Source organism: Lelliottia nimipressuralis, from assembly GCF_004115925.1.
GTDB classification, from domain to species: Bacteria; Pseudomonadota; Gammaproteobacteria; order Enterobacterales; family Enterobacteriaceae; genus Enterobacter; species Enterobacter nimipressuralis.
The window spans coordinates 323,131-342,171 of record NZ_SDDX01000001.1 but is presented as its reverse complement, the minus strand read 5'-3'; the positions used below and the strand labels follow the sequence as shown (position 1 = coordinate 342,171).

General features: G+C 55.1%; 22 protein-coding genes. 14 read left to right on the top strand and 8 right to left on the bottom strand.

Annotation, left to right across the window (positions count from 1 at the left end; genetic code table 11):
• Positions 1–113: 113 nt before the first annotated feature.
• Together gapA and ETG88_RS01615 are read left to right on the top strand one after the other, a co-directional pair.
• A complete protein-coding gene (gapA, locus tag ETG88_RS01620; protein ID WP_100780526.1) occupies positions 114–1,109 on the top strand; it encodes a glyceraldehyde-3-phosphate dehydrogenase in 996 nt (331 codons plus the stop codon).
• Between the two features lie 74 nt (positions 1,110–1,183).
• On the top strand, positions 1,184–2,068 hold the full coding sequence (locus ETG88_RS01615) for a D-hexose-6-phosphate mutarotase (RefSeq protein ID WP_100780527.1): 885 nt from the start codon (positions 1,184–1,186) through the stop codon (positions 2,066–2,068).
• Positions 2,069–2,106: 38 nt separating this feature from the next.
• On the opposite strand, the gene ETG88_RS01610 is transcribed toward ETG88_RS01615, so the two are convergent.
• Positions 2,107–2,961, bottom strand: a complete 855-nt coding sequence (locus tag ETG88_RS01610) for an aldo/keto reductase (RefSeq protein WP_129034398.1) — start codon at positions 2,959–2,961, stop codon at positions 2,107–2,109.
• 90 nt (positions 2,962–3,051) lie between these two features.
• Complete coding sequence (locus ETG88_RS01605; RefSeq protein WP_129034397.1) at positions 3,052–3,798, bottom strand: MipA/OmpV family protein; 747 nt, start codon at positions 3,796–3,798, stop codon at positions 3,052–3,054.
• Positions 3,799–4,233: 435 nt separating this feature from the next.
• Here ETG88_RS01605 and yeaG point away from each other — a divergent pair, with 435 nt between their 5' ends.
• The 3 genes from yeaG (at position 4,234) to ETG88_RS01590 (ending at position 8,367) form a co-directional block, all read left to right on the top strand.
• Positions 4,234–6,168 carry a protein kinase YeaG gene (gene yeaG, locus ETG88_RS01600; protein ID WP_100780530.1) on the top strand — a complete coding sequence of 645 codons (1,935 nt, stop codon included), beginning with the start codon at positions 4,234–4,236 and terminating at the stop codon, positions 6,166–6,168.
• A 121-nt stretch (positions 6,169–6,289) separates the two neighbouring features.
• Positions 6,290–7,570, top strand: coding sequence for a YeaH/YhbH family protein (locus ETG88_RS01595; RefSeq protein ID WP_102103479.1), 1,281 nt, complete (start codon positions 6,290–6,292; stop codon positions 7,568–7,570).
• A 296-nt stretch (positions 7,571–7,866) separates the two neighbouring features.
• The gene (locus ETG88_RS01590; protein WP_129034396.1) at positions 7,867–8,367 is read left to right on the top strand and encodes a YbaK/prolyl-tRNA synthetase associated domain-containing protein; all 501 of its coding nucleotides are present in this window, start codon (positions 7,867–7,869) and stop codon (positions 8,365–8,367) included.
• 21 nt (positions 8,368–8,388) lie between these two features.
• On the opposite strand, the gene yoaI is transcribed toward ETG88_RS01590, so the two are convergent.
• Positions 8,389–8,493: a small membrane protein YoaI gene (yoaI, locus tag ETG88_RS22405; protein WP_228483420.1), complete on the bottom strand. Its 105-nt coding sequence runs from the start codon at positions 8,491–8,493 to the stop codon at positions 8,389–8,391.
• Between the two features lie 286 nt (positions 8,494–8,779).
• On the opposite strand from yoaI, the gene ETG88_RS01585 reads away from it, so the two are divergent.
• From ETG88_RS01585 to ETG88_RS01575, 3 genes are all read left to right on the top strand, one after another.
• Positions 8,780–10,114 (top strand): glycoside-pentoside-hexuronide (GPH):cation symporter, encoded by a 1,335-nt coding sequence (locus tag ETG88_RS01585; RefSeq protein WP_107703850.1) that lies wholly within the window; start codon positions 8,780–8,782, stop codon positions 10,112–10,114.
• 15 nt (positions 10,115–10,129) lie between these two features.
• Entirely contained in the window at positions 10,130–12,166 is a 2,037-nt protein-coding gene (locus ETG88_RS01580; RefSeq protein WP_129034395.1) for a glycoside hydrolase family 31 protein, read from the top strand.
• 108 nt (positions 12,167–12,274) lie between these two features.
• Positions 12,275–12,721: a DUF441 domain-containing protein gene (locus tag ETG88_RS01575; protein ID WP_063163243.1), complete on the top strand. Its 447-nt coding sequence runs from the start codon at positions 12,275–12,277 to the stop codon at positions 12,719–12,721.
• On the opposite strand, the gene ETG88_RS01570 is transcribed toward ETG88_RS01575, so the two are convergent.
• Positions 12,705–13,496, bottom strand: coding sequence for an AraC family transcriptional regulator (locus tag ETG88_RS01570; RefSeq protein WP_100780535.1), 792 nt, complete (start codon positions 13,494–13,496; stop codon positions 12,705–12,707). The two genes, ETG88_RS01575 and ETG88_RS01570, sit on opposite strands and share 17 nt — an antisense overlap.
• Before the next feature lie 99 nt (positions 13,497–13,595).
• On the opposite strand from ETG88_RS01570, the gene ETG88_RS01565 reads away from it, so the two are divergent.
• Complete coding sequence (locus ETG88_RS01565; protein ID WP_100780536.1) at positions 13,596–14,783, top strand: CynX/NimT family MFS transporter; 1,188 nt, start codon at positions 13,596–13,598, stop codon at positions 14,781–14,783.
• Between the two features lie 30 nt (positions 14,784–14,813).
• Here the strand turns inward: ETG88_RS01565 and ETG88_RS01560 are convergent, their stop codons facing one another.
• Positions 14,814–15,521: a CTP synthase C-terminal region-related (seleno)protein gene (locus ETG88_RS01560; protein WP_123429086.1), complete on the bottom strand. Its 708-nt coding sequence runs from the start codon at positions 15,519–15,521 to the stop codon at positions 14,814–14,816.
• 158 nt (positions 15,522–15,679) lie between these two features.
• On the opposite strand from ETG88_RS01560, the gene ETG88_RS01555 reads away from it, so the two are divergent.
• Entirely contained in the window at positions 15,680–16,183 is a 504-nt protein-coding gene (locus ETG88_RS01555; protein ID WP_107703853.1) for a 2-thiouracil desulfurase family protein, read from the top strand.
• Positions 16,170–16,523 carry a DUF488 domain-containing protein gene (locus ETG88_RS01550; protein WP_129034394.1) on the top strand — a complete coding sequence of 118 codons (354 nt, stop codon included), beginning with the start codon at positions 16,170–16,172 and terminating at the stop codon, positions 16,521–16,523. The genes ETG88_RS01555 and ETG88_RS01550 overlap by 14 nt, the downstream gene beginning before the upstream one ends.
• On the opposite strand, the gene ETG88_RS01545 is transcribed toward ETG88_RS01550, so the two are convergent.
• The gene (locus ETG88_RS01545) at positions 16,509–16,814 is read right to left on the bottom strand and encodes a hypothetical protein (RefSeq protein ID WP_100780540.1); all 306 of its coding nucleotides are present in this window, start codon (positions 16,812–16,814) and stop codon (positions 16,509–16,511) included. The two genes, ETG88_RS01550 and ETG88_RS01545, sit on opposite strands and share 15 nt — an antisense overlap.
• A gap of 82 nt (positions 16,815–16,896) precedes the next feature.
• Complete coding sequence (locus ETG88_RS01540) at positions 16,897–17,139, bottom strand: putative hemolysin (RefSeq protein WP_100780541.1); 243 nt, start codon at positions 17,137–17,139, stop codon at positions 16,897–16,899.
• A 308-nt stretch (positions 17,140–17,447) separates the two neighbouring features.
• Between ETG88_RS01540 and ETG88_RS01535 the strand changes: the two genes are divergently transcribed.
• From ETG88_RS01535 to yoaJ, 3 genes are read left to right on the top strand one after another with little or no spacing between them, the layout of a single operon-like run.
• Entirely contained in the window at positions 17,448–18,476 is a 1,029-nt protein-coding gene (locus ETG88_RS01535; protein WP_100780898.1) for a sensor domain-containing diguanylate cyclase, read from the top strand.
• Between the two features lie 42 nt (positions 18,477–18,518).
• Complete coding sequence (locus ETG88_RS01530; RefSeq protein ID WP_041689378.1) at positions 18,519–18,617, top strand: YoaK family small membrane protein; 99 nt, start codon at positions 18,519–18,521, stop codon at positions 18,615–18,617.
• Positions 18,618–18,692 carry a protein YoaJ gene (gene yoaJ, locus ETG88_RS22555; protein WP_107704291.1) on the top strand — a complete coding sequence of 25 codons (75 nt, stop codon included), beginning with the start codon at positions 18,618–18,620 and terminating at the stop codon, positions 18,690–18,692.
• A 54-nt stretch (positions 18,693–18,746) separates the two neighbouring features.
• On the opposite strand, the gene ETG88_RS01520 is transcribed toward yoaJ, so the two are convergent.
• On the bottom strand, positions 18,747–18,995 hold the full coding sequence (locus ETG88_RS01520; protein WP_100780542.1) for a GlsB/YeaQ/YmgE family stress response membrane protein: 249 nt from the start codon (positions 18,993–18,995) through the stop codon (positions 18,747–18,749).
• Positions 18,996–19,041 lie beyond the last annotated feature (46 nt).

Here is a 19,041-nt window from a genome sequence, read left to right as displayed (position 1 = left end):
ATGCGCAGGATTGATTTGTCGCAATGATTGACACGATTCCGCTTGACGCTGCGTAAGGTTTTTGTAATTTTACAGGCAACCTTTTATTCACTAACAAATAGCTGGTGGAATATATGACTATCAAAGTAGGTATCAACGGTTTTGGCCGTATCGGCCGTATTGTTTTCCGTGCTGCTCAGGAACGTTCTGACATCGAAATCGTTGGTATCAACGATCTGTTGGACGCTGAATACATGGCGTACATGCTGAAGTACGACTCAACTCACGGTCGTTTCAATGGCACCGTTGAAGTGAAAGACGGCCACCTGGTTGTTAACGGCAAAACCATCCGTGTTACTGCTGAAAAAGATCCAGCTAACCTGAAGTGGAACGAAATCGGTGTTGATGTTGTTGCTGAAGCAACGGGTATCTTCCTGACCGACGAAACTGCGCGTAAACACATCACCGCTGGTGCGAAGAAAGTTGTTCTGACTGGTCCTTCCAAAGACAACACGCCTATGTTTGTTAAAGGCGCTAACTTTGACAAATACGAAGGACAGGACATCGTTTCTAACGCATCCTGCACCACCAACTGCCTGGCTCCGCTGGCAAAAGTTATCAACGACAACTTCGGCATCATCGAAGGTCTGATGACCACTGTTCACGCGACCACCGCAACTCAGAAAACCGTTGATGGCCCGTCTCACAAAGACTGGCGCGGCGGCCGCGGCGCAGCTCAGAACATCATCCCATCCTCTACCGGTGCTGCTAAAGCAGTAGGTAAAGTACTGCCAGAACTGAATGGCAAACTGACTGGTATGGCGTTCCGCGTTCCAACTCCAAACGTATCCGTTGTTGACCTGACCGTTCGTCTGGAAAAAGCAGCGTCTTACGAAGAAATCAAGAAAGCTATCAAAGCCGCTTCTGAAGGCGCAATGAAAGGCGTTCTGGGTTACACCGAAGACGACGTTGTTTCTACCGACTTCAACGGCGAAGTGTGCACTTCTGTGTTCGATGCTAAAGCAGGTATCGCACTGAACGACAACTTCGTGAAACTGGTTTCCTGGTACGACAACGAAACTGGCTACTCTAACAAAGTACTGGACCTGATCGCTCACATCTCCAAATAAGTTGAGATGAGATACTGATCCAAAAAGGCGACCTCGGTCGCCTTTTTTTATGCTTAAAGACAGAGGATTGCGTAATGATTCACAAAATTTTTGCACTTCCAGTAGTCGAACAACTTACCCCTGTACTCTCCCGCCGCCAGATTGATGGCGCGGATATTATTGTCGTCGATCACCCGCGCGTGAAAGCCTCTGTGGCCCTCAATGGCGCCCACCTGCTCTCGTGGAAACCAGAAGGCGAAGAAGAAGGCCTGTGGCTGAGCGCAGCGACCTCTTTCAAGAAAGGGGCGGCGATTCGCGGTGGCGTACCTATCTGCTGGCCGTGGTTCGGCCCTGCCGCTGAAGCAGGCCTGCCAGCGCACGGTTTTGCCCGTAACCAACAGTGGACGCTGAAAGCGCACAACGAAGATGATAACGGCGCCGTGCTGACCTTCGAACTGCAAAGCAACGACGAAACCCGCGCGCTGTGGCCGCATGACTTCACGCTGTATGCCCGCTTCAAACTGGGTCAAACCTGTGAAATTGAGCTGGAAGCACACGGTGAGTTTGAAACCACCTCTGCCCTGCACACCTATTTCAACGTCGGTGACATTGCGGATGTGAAAGTGAGCGGCTTTGGCGATCGCTTTATCGATAAAGTGGATAACGCGAAAGAAGGTAAACTGAGCGACGGTGTGCAGACCTTCCCGGATCGTACCGACCGCGTCTATCTGAACCCGGAAGCCTGCAGCGTGATCCACGATGCGGCGCTCAACCGTGGTATTGAAGTGGTTCACCACCATCACAGCAATGTGGTGGGCTGGAACCCAGGCCCGGCGCTCTCTGTGAGCATGGCTGATGTACCGGACGACGGGTATAAAACCTTTGTCTGCGTCGAAACCGCGTGCGTCACCGCACCGCAGAAAACCAGCGCGGATAAACCATCCCGCCTGGGTCAGACCATCAAAATCGTTAAACGCTAATCCCGTATCCCCTCTCTGCCCAGAGAGGGGAAATTTCGTTACACCACCTCCAGTGCTGTTTTACGTCCCGGCGCCGGAAACGCCGCATCCAGCCGCGCAAGTTCTTCAGCCGAAAGCGTTAACGCCAACGCGCCTGCATTCTCTTTCACATGTTCAATCGACGCCGCTTTTGGAATAGCGATAACACCCTGATGGCTAATCACCCACGCCAGAAGCACCTGTGCGGCGCTGGCATGATGATGTTGCGCGATGTCATTCACGGCGGGATGATTGAGCAGGCCAGAGCGTAACCGTCCGGCTTGCGCCAGCGGGCAATAGGCCATCACCGGCATCAACTGCTGCTGACACCAGGGAAGCAGATCGTATTCAATGCCACGCGAGGCCAGATGATAAAGCACCTGATTGGTGGCACACTCCGCACCGCCGTCGACGCCCCACAGCTCCTGCATATCGTCATGGTCGAAATTGGACACACCCCAGCGGCCAATTTTGCCCTGCTGTTGCAATGTCTGCATCAGCTCAACGGTCTCGTCCAGACCGTAGTTTCCGCGCCAGTGCAGTAGGTAAAGGTCGATGTAGTCGGTGCCGAGACGACGGAGGCTGGCCTCGCAGGCCGCTATCCCCTTTTTCCCGCCCGCATTCCACGGATAGATCTTGGAGACCAGAAAGACGCGATCGCGCTGGCCGTTGATCGCCTCGCCCACCACCTCCTCGGCTCGGCCATCTGCATACATTTCGGCGGTGTCGATGAGCGTCAGCCCCATATCGATGCCCACTCGCAGTGCAGCCACTTCGTTTTGCCGCTGACCGGAGTTTTCCCCCATATACCAGGTTCCCTGCCCCATCGCCGGCAAGGTAAAACGGTCAGCAAAAGTCACGGTTTTATCTGACATGTTTCTCTCCTGTTTTTCCGCACCACCATAAAGCAAACGGGGCGCAAGCGCCCCGTTGTCATGCACAGAATGCACCGTAAAAGTGCACAATCAGAAGCTGTAGGTCACGCCCGCAGAGAACAGACCGGCCCAGGATTTATCAACCATTGGGCTGTCTTTCACTTCATCGCTAAGACGGGTGTAACGGGTAGAGGCGTACAGGTTCCAGTCGCTGGCAAACTTGTAGCTTGCGGTCAGTTCCAGGTACGGGTTCCAGCCATCATCCGCGTCATAGCTGCTCAGGCCACTACGTTTAGACTCTTTATGGGACACCCCATAATAGTAGTCATTGTAGTTTTCGCTGCTGTACTCCACACCGATACCCGGCGTCAGCGTGATGCCACCGTTGGTGTAGCGGTACAACCAGGCCAGATCCCAGATAAACCCGTTGCTGTTGTCCAGCGTATCGCCCGCAAGCGCAGTGCGCAGGAAGCCATACTGGGTGTTGTGAACATAGGAAAGCCCCGCCATCACGCTGCTTCTTCGTTTATCGAGCTGACGCAGCGCACGGCTGTCACTGTCACCCGGTTTGAAGTGCATCGGGTTGTAGTACGCCATAATGGAGAGCTTATCTGTGTTGTCATTCCACAGGTAGTAACCACCACCCAGGCCGCGGAACCAGAAGTTATCGCCTTCATAAGTGATCACTGGCACCGGATAAACGTCGCGATCGTACTGTTTATACGGGCTGTTGATAACGCCGACGCCTGCGCCAACGGACCACTGTTCGGCCGCGTGAGCGGTGCTAACGGACGTGGCGACAAGTACGCCCAATGCCAGAAGTTTGAGTTTGGTCACAATCCATTCTTTCCTGTAGTCAAATAATCAGCGAGTGAAGTGTAACCGCCCTGCCCACACATCCCAAAATTTTTTGCCCGCTAATGAGTTTAATTAACCGATTATTTTCATCATTTAAGATGACGGGAGGCTTTCATTTATGTGACGAGGCAGTGAAAGTCGACGTTTTATCCTGAATCTCGCCGCAGATTTTTTGGATGAGTTATTGATATGTCATTGAAATTAGATTCTGGAGGCATGCAAGTTTTGCAAATGCCATCTACGCTTAATTTTAGGAAGATGAATTGCTGTACGCCCGGCGGTTGAGAGCGCAAGACCTGGCACACGGGTTGCTGCTCTGGTACTGAGGTGCGGGGGTGAAGACGCTTCCAGGAGCCTCCACTATTCATACGAACGGCTCTTTTCCTGTGCTAAAAAACGAAAGGACGGCATGCCATGAATATATTCGATCACTATCGCCAGCGCTATGAAGCTGCCAAGGACGAAGAGTTCACACTGCAGGAGTTTCTTGCTGTCTGTAAGCAAGATCGCAGTGCCTATGCCAATGCGGCAGAACGGCTATTGATGGCTATCGGTGAGCCAAACATGGTCGACACTGCCCTCGAACCACGGCTCTCCCGTCTCTTTTCGAATCGTGTGGTTGCACGATACCCCGCTTTTGAAGAATTTTATGGCATGGAAGACGCCATCGAGCAGATTGTTTCGTACCTGAAACACGCGGCTCAGGGTCTGGAAGAGAAGAAACAGATCCTTTACTTATTAGGCCCGGTCGGTGGCGGTAAATCGTCCCTGGCAGAGCGCCTGAAATCACTGATGCAGCGCGTGCCGATCTATGTTCTTAGCGCCAACGGAGAACGCAGCCCGGTTAACGATCATCCGCTGTGCCTGTTCAATCCGCAGGAAGATGCCCAAATTCTGGACAAAGAGTTTGGCATTCCGAACCGCTATCTCGGCACGATCATGTCGCCGTGGGCGGCGAAGCGCCTGCATGAGTTTGGCGGCGACATCACCAAATTCCGCGTGGTAAAAGTCTGGCCGTCCATTTTGCAGCAGATTGCGATTGCCAAGACCGAGCCGGGCGATGAGAACAACCAGGATATCTCCGCGCTGGTCGGTAAGGTCGATATCCGTAAACTGGAACACCACGCGCAAAACGATCCGGATGCCTATGGCTATTCCGGCGCGCTGTGCCGTGCCAACCAGGGTGTGATGGAGTTCGTCGAGATGTTTAAAGCGCCAATCAAGGTGCTGCATCCGCTGCTGACCGCCACCCAGGAAGGGAACTACAACGGCACGGAAGGTATTTCCGCCCTGCCGTTTAACGGGATCATTCTGGCACACTCGAACGAATCAGAGTGGGTCACCTTCCGTAATAACAAAAACAACGAGGCGTTCCTTGACCGTGTGTACATCGTCAAAGTGCCTTATTGCCTGCGGATCTCCGAAGAGATCAAAATTTACGAAAAACTGCTTAACAACAGTGAGCTGGTGCATGCCCCTTGCGCGCCGGGAACCCTGGAAACGCTGTCGCGCTTCTCGATTCTCTCGCGTCTGAAAGAGCCAGAAAACTCCAGCATCTATTCGAAGATGCGCGTCTACGATGGCGAAAGCCTGAAAGATACCGATCCGAAAGCGAAGTCCTATCAGGAGTATCGCGATTACGCCGGTGTCGACGAAGGGATGAACGGCTTGTCCACGCGTTTCGCGTTTAAAATCCTCTCCCGCGTGTTCAACTTCGATCACGCCGAAGTGGCGGCCAACCCGGTACATCTGTTCTACGTTCTGGAGCAGCAGATTGAGCGCGAGCAGTTCCCGCAGGATCTGGCGGAACGGTATCTTGAGTTCCTCAAAGGCTATCTGATTCCGAAATACGCCGAGTTTATCGGCAAAGAGATCCAGACCGCCTACCTTGAATCCTATTCCGAATACGGGCAGAACATTTTCGACCGTTATGTCACCTATGCGGACTTCTGGATCCAGGATCAGGAATACCGCGACCCGGATACCGGCCAGCTGTTTGACCGTGAATCCCTGAACGCGGAACTGGAAAAAATTGAGAAGCCGGCCGGGATCAGTAATCCGAAAGACTTCCGTAACGAGATCGTGAACTTCGTGCTGCGCGCCAGAGCGCATAACAGCGGACGTAATCCGAACTGGACCAGCTACGAAAAACTGCGCACGGTTATTGAGAAGAAAATGTTCTCGAATACCGAAGAGCTGTTGCCGGTCATTTCGTTTAATGCCAAAACCTCAACTGACGAGCAGAAAAAGCACGACGATTTTGTCGATCGCATGATGGAGAAAGGCTATACCCGCAAGCAGGTTCGTCTGCTGTGCGAATGGTATTTGCGCGTACGTAAATCGTCTTAACAAAAGTGCCCGGTGGCTTCTCGCCATCGGGCCGACAACGACAACCTTCCGTTAGCCGAATAAGCGCAGCGCATCCGGCAAACAGGGAGTGCAAAAGTTGGCAATGCAGTACGGGGGGCATATGACCTGGTTTATTGACCGGCGTCTTAACGGCAAAAACAAGAGCACGGTGAACCGCCAGCGCTTCTTGCGCCGTTATAAAGCGCAAATTAAACAGTCGATCTCCGAGGCCATCAACAAACGTTCGGTGACCGATGTGGATAGCGGCGAGTCCGTCTCTATCCCGACGGATGATATTAGCGAACCGATGTTCCATCAGGGACGGGGCGGCTTGCGCCATCGCGTACACCCAGGTAACGACCATTTCGTCCAGAACGATCGCATTGAACGCCCGCAGGGCGGCGGCGGTGGTTCAGGAAGCGGTCAGGGGCAAGCAAGTCAGGACGGTGAAGGCCAGGATGAGTTCGTCTTCCAGATTTCCAAAGATGAGTATCTCGATCTGCTGTTCGAGGATTTGGCGCTGCCAAACCTGAAAAAAAATCAGCACCGTCAGCTTAACGAGTACAAAACCCACCGCGCCGGTTATACCGCCAACGGCGTTCCGGCGAATATTAGCGTAGTGCGTTCCCTGCAAAACTCGCTGGCCCGACGCACCGCGATGACGGCGGGTAAACGTCGTGAACTGCGCGAGCTGGAGGTCAGCCTTAAGACCGTTGAAAACAGCGAGCCTGCGCAACTGCTGGAGGAAGAACGGCTGCGCAAAGAGATTGCCGAACTACGGGCAAAAATCGAGCGTGTGCCGTTTATTGACACCTTTGACTTGCGTTACAAGAACTACGAGAAACGTCCGGAACCTTCCAGCCAGGCGGTAATGTTCTGCCTGATGGACGTCTCCGGCTCGATGGATCAAGCCACCAAGGATATGGCGAAGCGCTTTTATATTCTGCTCTACCTGTTCCTGAGCAGAACCTATAAGAACGTGGATGTCGTCTATATCCGCCACCATACGCAGGCCAAAGAGGTGGATGAGCACGAGTTCTTCTACTCTCAGGAAACCGGCGGGACCATTGTCTCCAGCGCCCTGAAGCTGATGGATGAAGTGGTGAAAGAGCGCTACGACCCGGCGCAGTGGAATATTTATGCCGCGCAGGCGTCCGATGGCGATAACTGGGCGGATGACTCCCCGCTCTGTCACGAAATTCTGGCGAAGAAAATTTTGCCGGTGGTGCGGTATTACAGCTACATCGAAATTACCCGTCGCGCGCATCAAACGCTCTGGCGGGAATATGAACACCTGCAGGCGATGTTCGATAACTTTGCCATGCAGCATATCCGCGATCAGGATGATATTTATCCGGTCTTCCGCGAACTGTTCCACACGCAAAGTACCAGTAATGCATAAACAAACAGCCAGCGCCCAAACGCTGGCTGTTTTATTTACTGACTCACATTAATACAGTCGAGGGTTTTACCCCTCGGCATAATGCACACCATTATTCCCGAGATAAGCGTCCTATCCGCCCTCTCACTCATGCATAGCCTGTTAAATGTCCGTATCTATCATGTCCCTCGTAAATATCAAGCAGACGTAAAAATAGCCCCACGCGTGAGCATTATCGGTTTCTTGAAATTAATGCTCTTAAAATACACTGTGCTAATGTAGTCGCACGACTTAACAACCCGAGGGAAATAACAATCATGTCAGACGAGATAAAAGGTACTGCCACCCACCAGCAGCTGATCGCACTGTTATCTGACCAGGGCGCGCAATATCGCGTGGTGGAACATGCGGCGGTAGGAAAATGCGAAGCGGTGAGCGAGATTCGCGGCACGGCGCTTGGCCAGGGGGCGAAAGCGCTGGTGTGTAAAGTTAAGGGTAACGGGGTGAAAAAACATGTGCTGGCGATTCTGGCGGCGGATCAGCAGGCCGATTTGAGTCAATTAGCCAGCCATTTTGGCGGCAGCAAAGCTTCGCTTGCAAGCCCGGCAGAAGTGGACGTTTTAACCGCCTGCGTCTTCGGGGCAATTCCCCCGTTCAGCTTTCATCCGGACCTGACGCTGGTTGCCGATCCCTTGCTGTTCGAGCGTTACGATGAGATTGCCTTTAACGCCGGTCTGCTGGAAAAATCGGTCATTATGAATACCCATGACTACCTGCGCATCGCCCAGCCTGAGCTGGTGGCGTTTCGTCGCGCCTGAGTTTCCCGGCTGGCAGTTCTGTCAGCCGCGTTTTTCCAGAAACATCACTGAGGCCACCAGTATTATCGCAATGGTAAAAAACGACGACGAGATAATCAGCGTTTCAACAAACATGTGATCGTTCATGTTGATTCCCCTTTTGCTACGTTTGTCCCTTTTTAATCCCCACAGATGACAATGATATGACAGATTCAGGTCAGCCCGATGAATACGATTAAGCTGAAACGATTCTGGTGAAAATAATCCCTTCGCGATAAATACAACCCACATCACAATAATTTGTTACCGGTATCACGAAAAAGGATTTCCATAAGTCCATTGCCAAATCTCGTAATTGTTAACCCCACCTGCCTGCTTAACACTGCATACAAGAACACCCTCAAATAAACCTTACACTGGCAAGGTGAATAACATGAGCAATACAATTTCCCGTAAAGAGAAAATCAGTTATGGGTTAGGTGATATGGCGAGCCATATTGGGCTGGATAACGTTATTATCTTTCTGACCTTTTATTATACGGACGTCGTCGGTCTGCCCGCCGCCTTTGTCGGAACCATGTTTCTGCTGGCAAGAACGGCAGATGCGATTATCGATCCGGCGATGGGCTATATTGCCGATCGCACCCGCACCCGCTGGGGTAAATTCCGCCCGTGGATGCTGTGGCTGGCCCTGCCGTTTGGTGCCAGCTGTCTGCTCACTTATGCCGTCCCGGAGTCGCTGGATCTGCACGGCAAAATGATTTTTGCCACCATCAGCTACACGGTGATGATGCTGATGTATACCGCCATTAATATCCCCTATTGCTCAATGGGCGCGGTGATTACCCCGGACAACGAAGCGCGTATTTCCCTGCAATCGTATCGCTTTTTCCTCGCCACCCTCGGCGGTGCGTTATCCACCTTCTTTATGATGCCCCTGGCCGAATTTCTCGGCGGCGACGATAAATTACTCGGCTATCGCTGGGCGATGGCAATAATGGCGACGATTGCGGTCATTATGTTCTGGATCTGTTTTGCTAATACCCGCGAGCGTATTAACGCGCCTGCGACGCACAATAATTATCTGGCTGAATTACGCGATTTATTGCGTAACGATCAGTGGCGCGTGGTTGCCGTTCTGGTATTAACCAATATTGGTTTTGGGGTTATTCGTCTAGGGGCGATGATGTATTTCGTCACCTATTATCTCGGCAGCGCCAGCTATTTTATGTGGATGCTCGGCGCGCATATTCTCGGTAAAGCGGCGGGCAGCGCGCTGGCAAAACGCCTGACGCGCAACTACAGCAAAGTACAGATGTTTGGCTACTGCGCGGTGCTGGCGGGCGTGCTGAGTATCGCCCTGTTCTTCGCGCCGAAAATGGTCGTCGTACTGGTGCCCCTCACCTTCATTATCTCCACCCTTTATCAGGCCACCACCACCTTAATGTGGGTGATGATGGCTGACGTCGCCGATTACGGCGAATGGAAACAGGGCAAACGCATGGACGGCGTGATCTTCTCGACCTTCCTCGCTGTGCTCAAACTGGGAATGGCCATCAGCGGTGCCATCGTCGGCTGGACGCTGGGCTTCAGCGGCTATGTGGCTAACGCGCCGGAGCAAACCTCCACCGCCATGTACTGCATCATCGCCCTCTTTACCGTGGTGCCGGGCATTCTCTCCCTGTGCGCATTTGCCACCCTGCGCTGGTATAAGCTCGACGACCGCACCATGCAATCCATCAACCTTGCCAAACACAGTCTTTCGTAAAAGGACGCATTAACCATGAGTGAACTCATTCAACATACCAATAGTATCGAGTGGCGCTTTGAGCGGCAGATCCTGCGCATCGAACCGTGGGGTAAAAACAGCCTGCGCGTGAGAGCCACCTGCTCACCGGACTTCAGCGAAGCGTTACAGGCTCTCCTGCCAGCTGCTCCTTGCACCGCGGAGATCACCGCGGAAAACGAAAGCCTGACGCTGCGCAACGGCAACATCACCGCCACCCTGAATCTGAAAGGCCAGTTGGCATTCTATAACCAGCGCGGTGAGCTGCTGCTGGAGGAGATGTGGCGTCAACGCTCAACGGTGGGGATTGGTGCCAGCGAAAAGAGCCAGGATAAATACGTCAGCGCCCTGAAACTCGACGGACGCGAATTCAAACCGCTGGCGGGCGGCAAGTATCAGCTCACCGTGCGCTTTGAATCACGCCCTGAGGAGCGGATTTACGGTATGGGTCAGTATCAGCAGCCCTGGCTGGATCTCAAAGGCTGTACCCTCGAACTGGCCCAGCGCAACTCTCAGGCCAGCGTGCCTTTTATGCAGTCGAATCTGGGCTACGGCGTGCTGTGGAATAATCCGGCGATTGGGGAGGTCAGCTTTGCCAAAAACCAGACCGAATGGCGCGCCCGCGTCACCGGGGAGATGGACTACTGGATCACCGCAGGCGACAGCATTGCGGAGATCACCCGCCAGTATGTCACCGCCACCGGCACTCCGCCGCCTGCCCCGGCCTTTATCAGCGGCCTGTGGCAGTGCAAATTGCGCTACCGCACCCAGCAGGAGGTGCTGGAAGTGGCGCGCGAATATCGCCGTCGCAACCTGCCGCTCGCTGTGATGGTGATTGATTTCTTCCACTGGCCGAATCAGGGCACCTGGTGTTTCGACCCGGTCGACTGGCCCGACCCCAAAGCGATGGTGGACGAACTCACTGAGATGGACATCGAGCTGATGGTCTCCGTCTGGCCGACCGTTGAAGCGCGCAGCCCACTGTTCCCGCAGATGAAAGCCAAAGGCTGGCTGGTCAGCAGCGAGCGCGGCGTGCAGGTGAATCTCGACTTTATGGGCAACACCACCTTTTTCGACGCGACCCATCCGCAGGCGCGTGAATTTGTCTGGGAGACCGTTAAGAAAAACTACTACGATCTGGGCATCAAACTGTTCTGGCTGGATGAAGCCGAGCCGGAGTACCGCGCCTACGATTTTGATAATTATCGCTATCACGCCGGCCCGGTGCTGGAGGTGGGCAACCGCTATCCGCGCGATTTTGCGCAGGGCTTCTACGACGGCTTAACCGCTAACGGCGAGCGCGATATCGTCAATCTGGTGCGGTGTTCCTGGGCGGGCAGCCAGCGCTATGGCGTGTTGGCGTGGTCCGGCGATGTGCATTCATCCTTCCACGCGTTTCGCAACCAGCTGGCCGCCGGGCTGAATATGGGGCTGGCGGGCATTCCATGGTGGACCACGGACATCGGTGGATTCCAGGGCGGAAACGTCAACGATCCGGCATTCCACGAGCTGCTGATTCGCTGGTTCCAGTGGGCGGTCTTCTGTCCGGTACTGCGCATGCACGGCTATCGTGAGCCGCAAATCCAGCCGCCAGAGCGCTATCGCGACGGCATTCCTCTGTGCAACAGCGGCTCGCCCAACGAGCTGTGGAGCTACGGCGAAGCGAACTTCGCTATCATGCAGCACTGGCTGTCAGTGCGTGAAAAACTGCGCCCGTACATTGATGCTCTGTATGAGAATGCCCATCAGCACGGCGACCCGCTGATGCGCCCCCTGTTCTGGCACTATCCGCAGGAAAAACAGAGCTGGGAGACGGAAGATCAGTATCTGTTCGGTGAAGATCTGCTGGTAGCCCCCGTGATGCACGCCGGGCAGCGCCAGCGTGACGTCTGGCTTCCCGCTGGAAATCACTGGATCGCTTTAAACGGTGAGCGATATCGCGGCGGCGAACGCGTGACGGTCGACGCGGCGCTGGAGACGATTCCGGTGTTTATTCGCGACGGTAGCCCGCTGGTGAAGGTGTTAGTGAGCTAGCCTCGGGCAGCTGCCCAAAAATGGGGGATTTGTCGATAAAAGCCTGTTTACGCTCGCCTTTGCGGGTAAAGTAAGCAGGCTTACTTTTTTCTGGCAAGGATACCCCTCATGTTTGACCCTACCCTGCTGATCCTGCTGGCGCTGGCTGCGCTGGGCTTTGTCAGCCACAACACCACGGTGGCCATTTCGATCCTGGTGTTAATTATCGTACGCGTAACGCCGCTCAACACTTTCTTCCCGTGGATAGAAAAACAGGGCCTGAGCATCGGGATCATCATTCTGACCATCGGTGTGATGGCTCCCATCGCCAGCGGTACGCTACCGGCCTCGACACTTCTACACTCCTTTGTGAACTGGAAATCGCTGGTGGCTATCGCCGTGGGGGTGTTCGTCTCCTGGCTCGGCGGGCGCGGGGTAACGCTGATGAGTTCGCAACCCTCTCTCGTCGCCGGTCTGCTGGTCGGGACGGTGCTCGGCGTGGCGCTGTTCCGCGGCGTGCCGGTCGGCCCGCTGATCGCCGCCGGGCTGGTGTCCCTGTTTATTGGGAAGTCGTAGACAGGCTGGCGATATAGCGTGCGGGGGTCTGCCCCAACCCTTTTTTGAACATCGTAATAAACGCGGTGGTGGAGTCATATCCCAGTGACTGCGCCGCCTGCTGGACCGATTTGCCGCCGATCAACAGCTGTAGCGCGACGATTAACTGCAGCTGATGACGCCAGCGGCGAAAACTCAGGCCCGTCTCCTTCACCACCAACCGCGCCAGATTGCGCTCGCTCATGGCAAAGTGGCTCGCCCACTGGGCCAGCGTCTGCCACTCGGCGGGTTGCTCAGCCATGGTTTCGCTCATCATGCGGATTTTAGGGTGCGGCGAAACCGGCAGCTGGAGCTGCTCCTGCGGCTGCTGCGGGACTTCATCAAACAGCACATCAACCAGCCGGGAGGTGGACGGGAGCAACAGCTGCTCGCGGGTTTTGCTCGCCAGCGTCAGGATCAGTTCGCGCACCAGCGGGGAGATTTTTAGCGTACAGCAGCGTTCCGGAAGCGTCACCGCGCCCGGCTCAATAAACAGAAAACAGAGCTGCGCACCGGGCGTGGCTTTGTTGCTGTGAGGGATTTGGCCTGGGATCCACACCGCGTACTGCGGGGGCACCATCCACATGGCGTTTTCCACTTCGCAGGTGATGGCCCCGCGCAGGGCAAGGATCAGCTGACCTTTACGGTGCTGGTGGCGCGGAATGCGCTGTTCGTCTTCCACCACGCGGATGCGAAACGCCACGGCCGCATCGTGCTGACTGTCGGGATCGTAGCCGTCAAGTCCGAGACCTTGCATAAAGTTGTCCGATATTAGCGATAAAGTGTCATTTTAGCTTGATTTAAACAGGGTGGAAAACGGGTATTGTGTGCCCTCGTTACGTTGTCAGAGAAAACCATGACTACTGCTATTCCCTCTTCCGGCAAAGATCGCCTGCTGTTGATTGCCGGTATTTTGATGATTGCCACCACTTTGCGCGTCACCTTTACCGGTGCGGCGCCTTTACTGGACATGATTCGTCACGACTACGGCCTGACGACTGCCCAGACTGGCCTGCTGACCACTCTGCCGCTGCTGGCATTTGCGCTGATTTCCCCTCTCGCCGCCGGTGTGGCGCGGAAGATCGGCATGGAGCGCAGCCTGTTTTTCGCCATGCTGCTCATCTGCGCGGGCATTGGCCTTCGTTCGCTGCCCTCCGCTGCGCTGCTGTTTATCGGCACCGGGGTGATCGGCTGCGGAATTGCGCTGGGTAACGTTCTGCTCCCCGGCCTCATTAAGCGTGATTTTCCAGGCCAGGTGGCAAAGCTTACCGGTGCCTACTCCCTGACCATGGGCGCGGCGGCGGCGCTGGGTTCAGCGATGATCGTACCGCTGGCCCTGAGCGGCGCGGGCTGGCACGGCGCGCTGCTGATGCTGATGGTGTTCCCGCTGTTAGCCACGCTTCTGTGGCTGCCCCAGTGGCGACAAAAACATACCGCCTCCTTAAGCAATGCGCGGGCGCTGCACAACCGTGGCATCTGGCGCTCGGCTCTGGCCTGGCAGGTGACGCTGTTTCTCGGCATTAACTCGCTGATTTACTATGTGATTATCGGCTGGCTACCGGCGATTTTGCTCAGCCACGGCTACAGCGAAACCGAGGCCGGATCGATGCACGGTTTGCTGCAGCTGGCGACCGCAGCGCCGGGGCTTGCCGTGCCGCTGCTGCTGCATAAACTGAAAGACCAGCGCGGTATCGCCGGGTTATCGGCACTGATGTGCGCGGTGAGTCTCGCCGGGTTCTGGTTTGTGCCGGATCAGGCCGTGCTCTGGACGATTGTCTATGGATTTGGTTCCGGCGCGACGATGATTCTGGGCCTGACCTTTATCGGACTGCGTGCCAGCTCGGCGCACCAGGCGGCGGCACTTTCCGGAATGGCGCAGTCGGTCGGGTATCTGCTGGCGGCCTGTGGTCCACCGCTGATGGGGAAAATTCACGACACCGCCGGTGACTGGCGAATCCCGCTTATCGCCTGTGCGCTGGCTGGCGTGGTGATGGCGGTCTGCGGTGTGCTTGCCGGGCGCGACCGCGAGATCACGCCCCACTGAGTTTGACGGCAGGCCGAATGGCCTGCCCGTTTAGCTGCGAGCGGCGTGCAGCATGGCCTGTACCAGCGGTACAGGACGCCCCGCCAGCGCACCGCGCTCGTGCTGGAACAGCGTGGCGACGAAGAACGGATGCGTTACCAGTTCTACCGCGCGGATCTCGCCTTGTTCATCCCAGCCCGTTACGCGCATATCGCCGCTTTCCAGCTCTTTCGCGAACGCCGGAGAAACGCCGTAGTTGCAGTGATACCCCTCTTCGATCTCTTCCCGGCCATAGGCTTTAGCGATAATCGTGTTAGCACGAAGTTCGATGGTGTCGGTTTTCTCCACCAGCGAGCAGGTCAGAGGGGCAATCACCATTCTGCCGTCGGTATCGGTTTCCGCATGCGCCGCATCGCTCCAGCCCAGCACGTTTCGCGCATATTCAATAAGCGCATGCTGGAACCCGCCGCAGGTTCCTAGAAACGGAATACTATTTTCACGCGCAAAACGCGCAGCAATAAACGCCCCGTCGACATTTTTATATGGACTTGCCGGTACCAGCCAGATCGCGTCGTAGCCCACTAAATCTTCCGGGCTGGTCAGCTCGGTGGTGGCGATCCAGTCGTAATCCGCCGTTAAATCCAGCACGGCCGCCGCATCATCGATGGATAACGGAATGGCCTGGTGAGCAATGACATCAGGGTTGTAGTCACCAACAAGTGCAATGCGAAGTGTGTCTTTTACCGGGGAGAGTTCCATGAGAGGTTCCATATGCCAAAGAATTATCAGATAACATAAGGAACCTCAGCCTACCGATCTTTTGCAGGGTTCACAATACCTTAAATTGGAGGGGCAAAAATTCAGGTGGTATAGTGATAGCGTATTATCCCCCCTTATTTCGGGTAGTCTGAAACCTCATGAAAACCAAAATTCTGGTCAGCGCGTGTCTGATGGGCCACAAGGTTCGCTATAACGGCAGCGAGAAAGCGGCTATTTCTGACACCCTCAGGCGCTGGCAGCAAGAACAACGACTGGTGACGCACTGCCCGGAGCTGGCAGCAGGATTGTCGATCCCGCGTTTACCCGCAGAGATTGTGGCAGGCGGCGGGAATGAGGTGATGGCGGGCCGCGCGCGCATTCTGGAAAGTGACGGTCGCGATGTGACTGCGCATTATCAGCTTGCCGCCTGGCTTGCGCTACGTGCAGCCCAGGAGGGGAACTGCCGCGCCGCCCTGCTGACCGACGGCAGCCCTACCTGCGGCAGCGAGCTGATTTACGACGGCAGCTTTCGCGGGCAAAAACGCGCAGGGTTGGGCGTCGCCGCTGCGTTGTTACGTGAACACGGTATTCAGGTATTTTCCGATAACCAGCTTGCTGAGCTGATCGCCTGGGTTGAGGAGAGAGACAATGATTCAGTGTAAACGGGTGTATGACGCACCAGCCGAAAACGATGGCTATCGCATTCTGGTCGACCGGCTCTGGCCGCGCGGCATCAAGAAAGAGGCGCTGGCTTTTGATGAGTGGTGCAAAGCCCTGACGCCCTCCGGCGAATTACGCAAAGCCTTTCACAGCGAAACCATTGATTTCGCCGCTTTTCGCGAGGCCTATCTGCAGGAGCTGGCGCAGCATCAGGACGAAGGGCAACGCGTGGCTGCCCTGGCGAAAAACCAGAACCTGACGCTGCTCTACGGCGCGAAGAACACCCGGCAGAACCACGCCCTGGTCCTGGCCGACTGGCTGCGCCAGTTAGCTGAAGGTTAATTCGTCGAGGATATGTGACGCATCATCAGGCGTCAGCGGCAGCAGATGCTCCGGGCGCACAAAGGCAAAACCATGCTGATTGTCAACGGCATAAACATCGCCGGTGACCAGCCACAGGGCGCGATCGGCGCTGGCAGGCAGCTCGGTCATCACGCCGTTAACGGGGTTCAGGAAACGCAGGCCGGGCTTGCAGAGCGCAAAAAGCTCTACGGATTTGCCGATATTGCGCCGCCCGGCGGCGGTGCGGGCGCCGATGACCATACACAGGCTGCCCGGTTTTAACTGAAACATACTTCTCTCGCGGTCTCTGTTATCAGCCACAAGGACTGAGATAATTCTTAAAGAGAAGTGTATCGCAGTCGCTCCTGCCCTGTCACGCAGCAGGCGTTGGGTGATCGCGGCGGAACAACTCCCACTCATCAATCACTTCGCCGCCCGGCAGTTTGCACTCGGTGCGCACGCCCTGCGGACTTTGTACCGGAACGCGCTCTCCGCCCTTCTTCACACAGTACACGGCAGCAGGATTAGCCATACCGATTTGCGGAGGTTTCGGCGCGTCAGGTGGGGTCGAACAGGCGGCCAATGGCAGAGCCATCGCCAGCAGCAGGTATCGCATGGGGTTGTCCTTTCTGTTTACAAAGTCTAAAGCGTACCGGGACTTCGCCGTTTTCTCCATGATTTCTCCATTAAACCTGCACTTTTTCACCCTATAGTGGCTGCGTTCTCAATGACCAGAGAACATCATTCCGTAATCAAGATGTCTTTGCCCCGCACGCCTGTGCGGGGCTTTTTTTCGCCTGCCCTACCACGCGTACCGCGACAATATATAAAATTTCCTGTATTCGTGTTTTACTATGCCCCAGCCGAAAAATTCAGCACAACATGCAGTTACTGGCGTCTTCTGCATGGGAGTTTACCCACGTCATGTCGGATATTATTCTTGCCCGTGTTTCAGAAACCCTTGCAACAGAACAATCCCTTGAAAGCCTGGTTCGACAGCTCCTGGAAATGCTGGAGATTGTCACCGAGATGGAGTCGACCTATCTGACGAAAGTCGATATCAATGCGCGTTTGCAGCATATACTTTACGCCCGCAATAGTAAGCAGATGCAGATCCCAGAAGGGCTGAGCGTGCCGTGGGGCGATACGCTGTGTAAGCGCGCCATCGATAGCAACTCTTTTTTCAGTAATGAGGTCGCGGAACGCTGGGCCGACTGCGACGCCGCCAAAGCGCTGGGCATCACGACCTACGTGAGTATTCCTATTCATCTGGCTGATGGGTCGTTGTACGGCACCCTCTGTGCGGCCAGCACGCAAAAACAGACCTTAAGCGACCGGGCCGAGCAGGTCCTGCAGCTTTTTGCCGGGCTGATTGCGCAGTACATTCAAAAAGAGTCGCTGGTTATCCAGCTTCGCGAGGCGAACGCGGCGCTGATCGCGCATTCTTATACGGATGCGTTAACCGGTTTACCCAACCGCCGGGCGATTTTTGATAATCTCAATACCCTGTTCTCGCTGGCGCGCCACCTCAAACGCAATGCCATCATCGCCTACATCGATCTTGATGATTTTAAGCTCATCAACGATCGCTACGGCCATGAAACGGGCGATCAGTTTTTGGTTGAGGTCGGTAAACGATTGATCGACGGCCAAACCGAAGACGACATCGTCGGGCGGCTCGGCGGCGATGAGTTTTTAGTGGCCTGCCTGAGTAAGGGTGAAAAAGCGGTCGATAACGCGCAAATCAATATTCTGCGCACGCAGCTTGGCGCGTCGATTGCCGGAGAGTACTGGCTTGGAAACGTACACCTGGTCTACCCTGGCGCGAGCCTGGGCGTGGTGGCAGTGGATCCTGCCAGTACCGATGCTGACAGCGCGTTGCGCGCGGCGGATACGGCCATGTACCTGGATAAAAAAGGCAAAAGCAAAACACGCTTTCTCCCGGATGAGTAACCCCGTACACTCTGCGGGCAAGGAAACCTTAGAGGTGATGTGATGAGGATCGGAATTGTTTTCCCGGTCGTTATTTTTATAACGGCAGTGGTTTTTTTAACGTGGTTTTTTGTCGGCGGTTACGCCGCGCCGGGGGCATAAATGCGTAAGACAACCATCATTATGTTGATCGTCGCGGTCGTGGCGGTGGCGGGTACCCAGCTCGGCTGGTGGTGATCCCGAAAACTAAAAAGGCTGCCCTTTGGCAGCCTTTTTTGATGGTGAACGCTGTTAGCTTTTGATTTTTCTGTAGATAAACAGAACTACCAGCGCACCCACTACCGCAACAGCAAAGCTGCCGATATTGAAGCCATCGACTTTACCAAAACCGAACAGGGTGCTGATCCAGCCGCCGACCACGGCGCCCACGACCCCCAGTATTACTGTCACGAAGAACCCACCGCCATCTTTGCCCGGCATGATCCACTTCGCCAGAATCCCCGCAATAAGCCCAAAGATAATCCAGGATAAAATTCCCATAGCTTTCCTCTCTGTATGGTTTTTTGTCATTAAATCAACGACACAG

Coding starts and splice junctions, on each gene's coding strand:
- gapA (WP_100780526.1), top strand. CDS start 114: ATGACTATCAAAGTAGGTATCAACGGTTTTGGCCGTATCGGCCGTATT.
- ETG88_RS01615 (WP_100780527.1), top strand. CDS start 1,184: ATGATTCACAAAATTTTTGCACTTCCAGTAGTCGAACAACTTACCCCT.
- ETG88_RS01610 (WP_129034398.1), bottom strand. CDS start 2,961: ATGTCAGATAAAACCGTGACTTTTGCTGACCGTTTTACCTTGCCGGCG.
- yeaG (WP_100780530.1), top strand. CDS start 4,234: ATGAATATATTCGATCACTATCGCCAGCGCTATGAAGCTGCCAAGGAC.
- ETG88_RS01595 (WP_102103479.1), top strand. CDS start 6,290: ATGACCTGGTTTATTGACCGGCGTCTTAACGGCAAAAACAAGAGCACG.
- ETG88_RS01590 (WP_129034396.1), top strand. CDS start 7,867: ATGTCAGACGAGATAAAAGGTACTGCCACCCACCAGCAGCTGATCGCA.
- yoaI (WP_228483420.1), bottom strand. CDS start 8,493: ATGAACGATCACATGTTTGTTGAAACGCTGATTATCTCGTCGTCGTTT.
- ETG88_RS01585 (WP_107703850.1), top strand. CDS start 8,780: ATGAGCAATACAATTTCCCGTAAAGAGAAAATCAGTTATGGGTTAGGT.
- ETG88_RS01580 (WP_129034395.1), top strand. CDS start 10,130: ATGAGTGAACTCATTCAACATACCAATAGTATCGAGTGGCGCTTTGAG.
- ETG88_RS01575 (WP_063163243.1), top strand. CDS start 12,275: ATGTTTGACCCTACCCTGCTGATCCTGCTGGCGCTGGCTGCGCTGGGC.
- ETG88_RS01570 (WP_100780535.1), bottom strand. CDS start 13,496: ATGCAAGGTCTCGGACTTGACGGCTACGATCCCGACAGTCAGCACGAT.
- ETG88_RS01565 (WP_100780536.1), top strand. CDS start 13,596: ATGACTACTGCTATTCCCTCTTCCGGCAAAGATCGCCTGCTGTTGATT.
- ETG88_RS01560 (WP_123429086.1), bottom strand. CDS start 15,521: ATGGAACTCTCCCCGGTAAAAGACACACTTCGCATTGCACTTGTTGGT.
- ETG88_RS01555 (WP_107703853.1), top strand. CDS start 15,680: ATGAAAACCAAAATTCTGGTCAGCGCGTGTCTGATGGGCCACAAGGTT.
- ETG88_RS01550 (WP_129034394.1), top strand. CDS start 16,170: ATGATTCAGTGTAAACGGGTGTATGACGCACCAGCCGAAAACGATGGC.
- ETG88_RS01545 (WP_100780540.1), bottom strand. CDS start 16,814: ATGTTTCAGTTAAAACCGGGCAGCCTGTGTATGGTCATCGGCGCCCGC.
- ETG88_RS01540 (WP_100780541.1), bottom strand. CDS start 17,139: ATGCGATACCTGCTGCTGGCGATGGCTCTGCCATTGGCCGCCTGTTCG.
- ETG88_RS01535 (WP_100780898.1), top strand. CDS start 17,448: ATGTCGGATATTATTCTTGCCCGTGTTTCAGAAACCCTTGCAACAGAA.
- ETG88_RS01530 (WP_041689378.1), top strand. CDS start 18,519: ATGAGGATCGGAATTGTTTTCCCGGTCGTTATTTTTATAACGGCAGTG.
- ETG88_RS01520 (WP_100780542.1), bottom strand. CDS start 18,995: ATGGGAATTTTATCCTGGATTATCTTTGGGCTTATTGCGGGGATTCTG.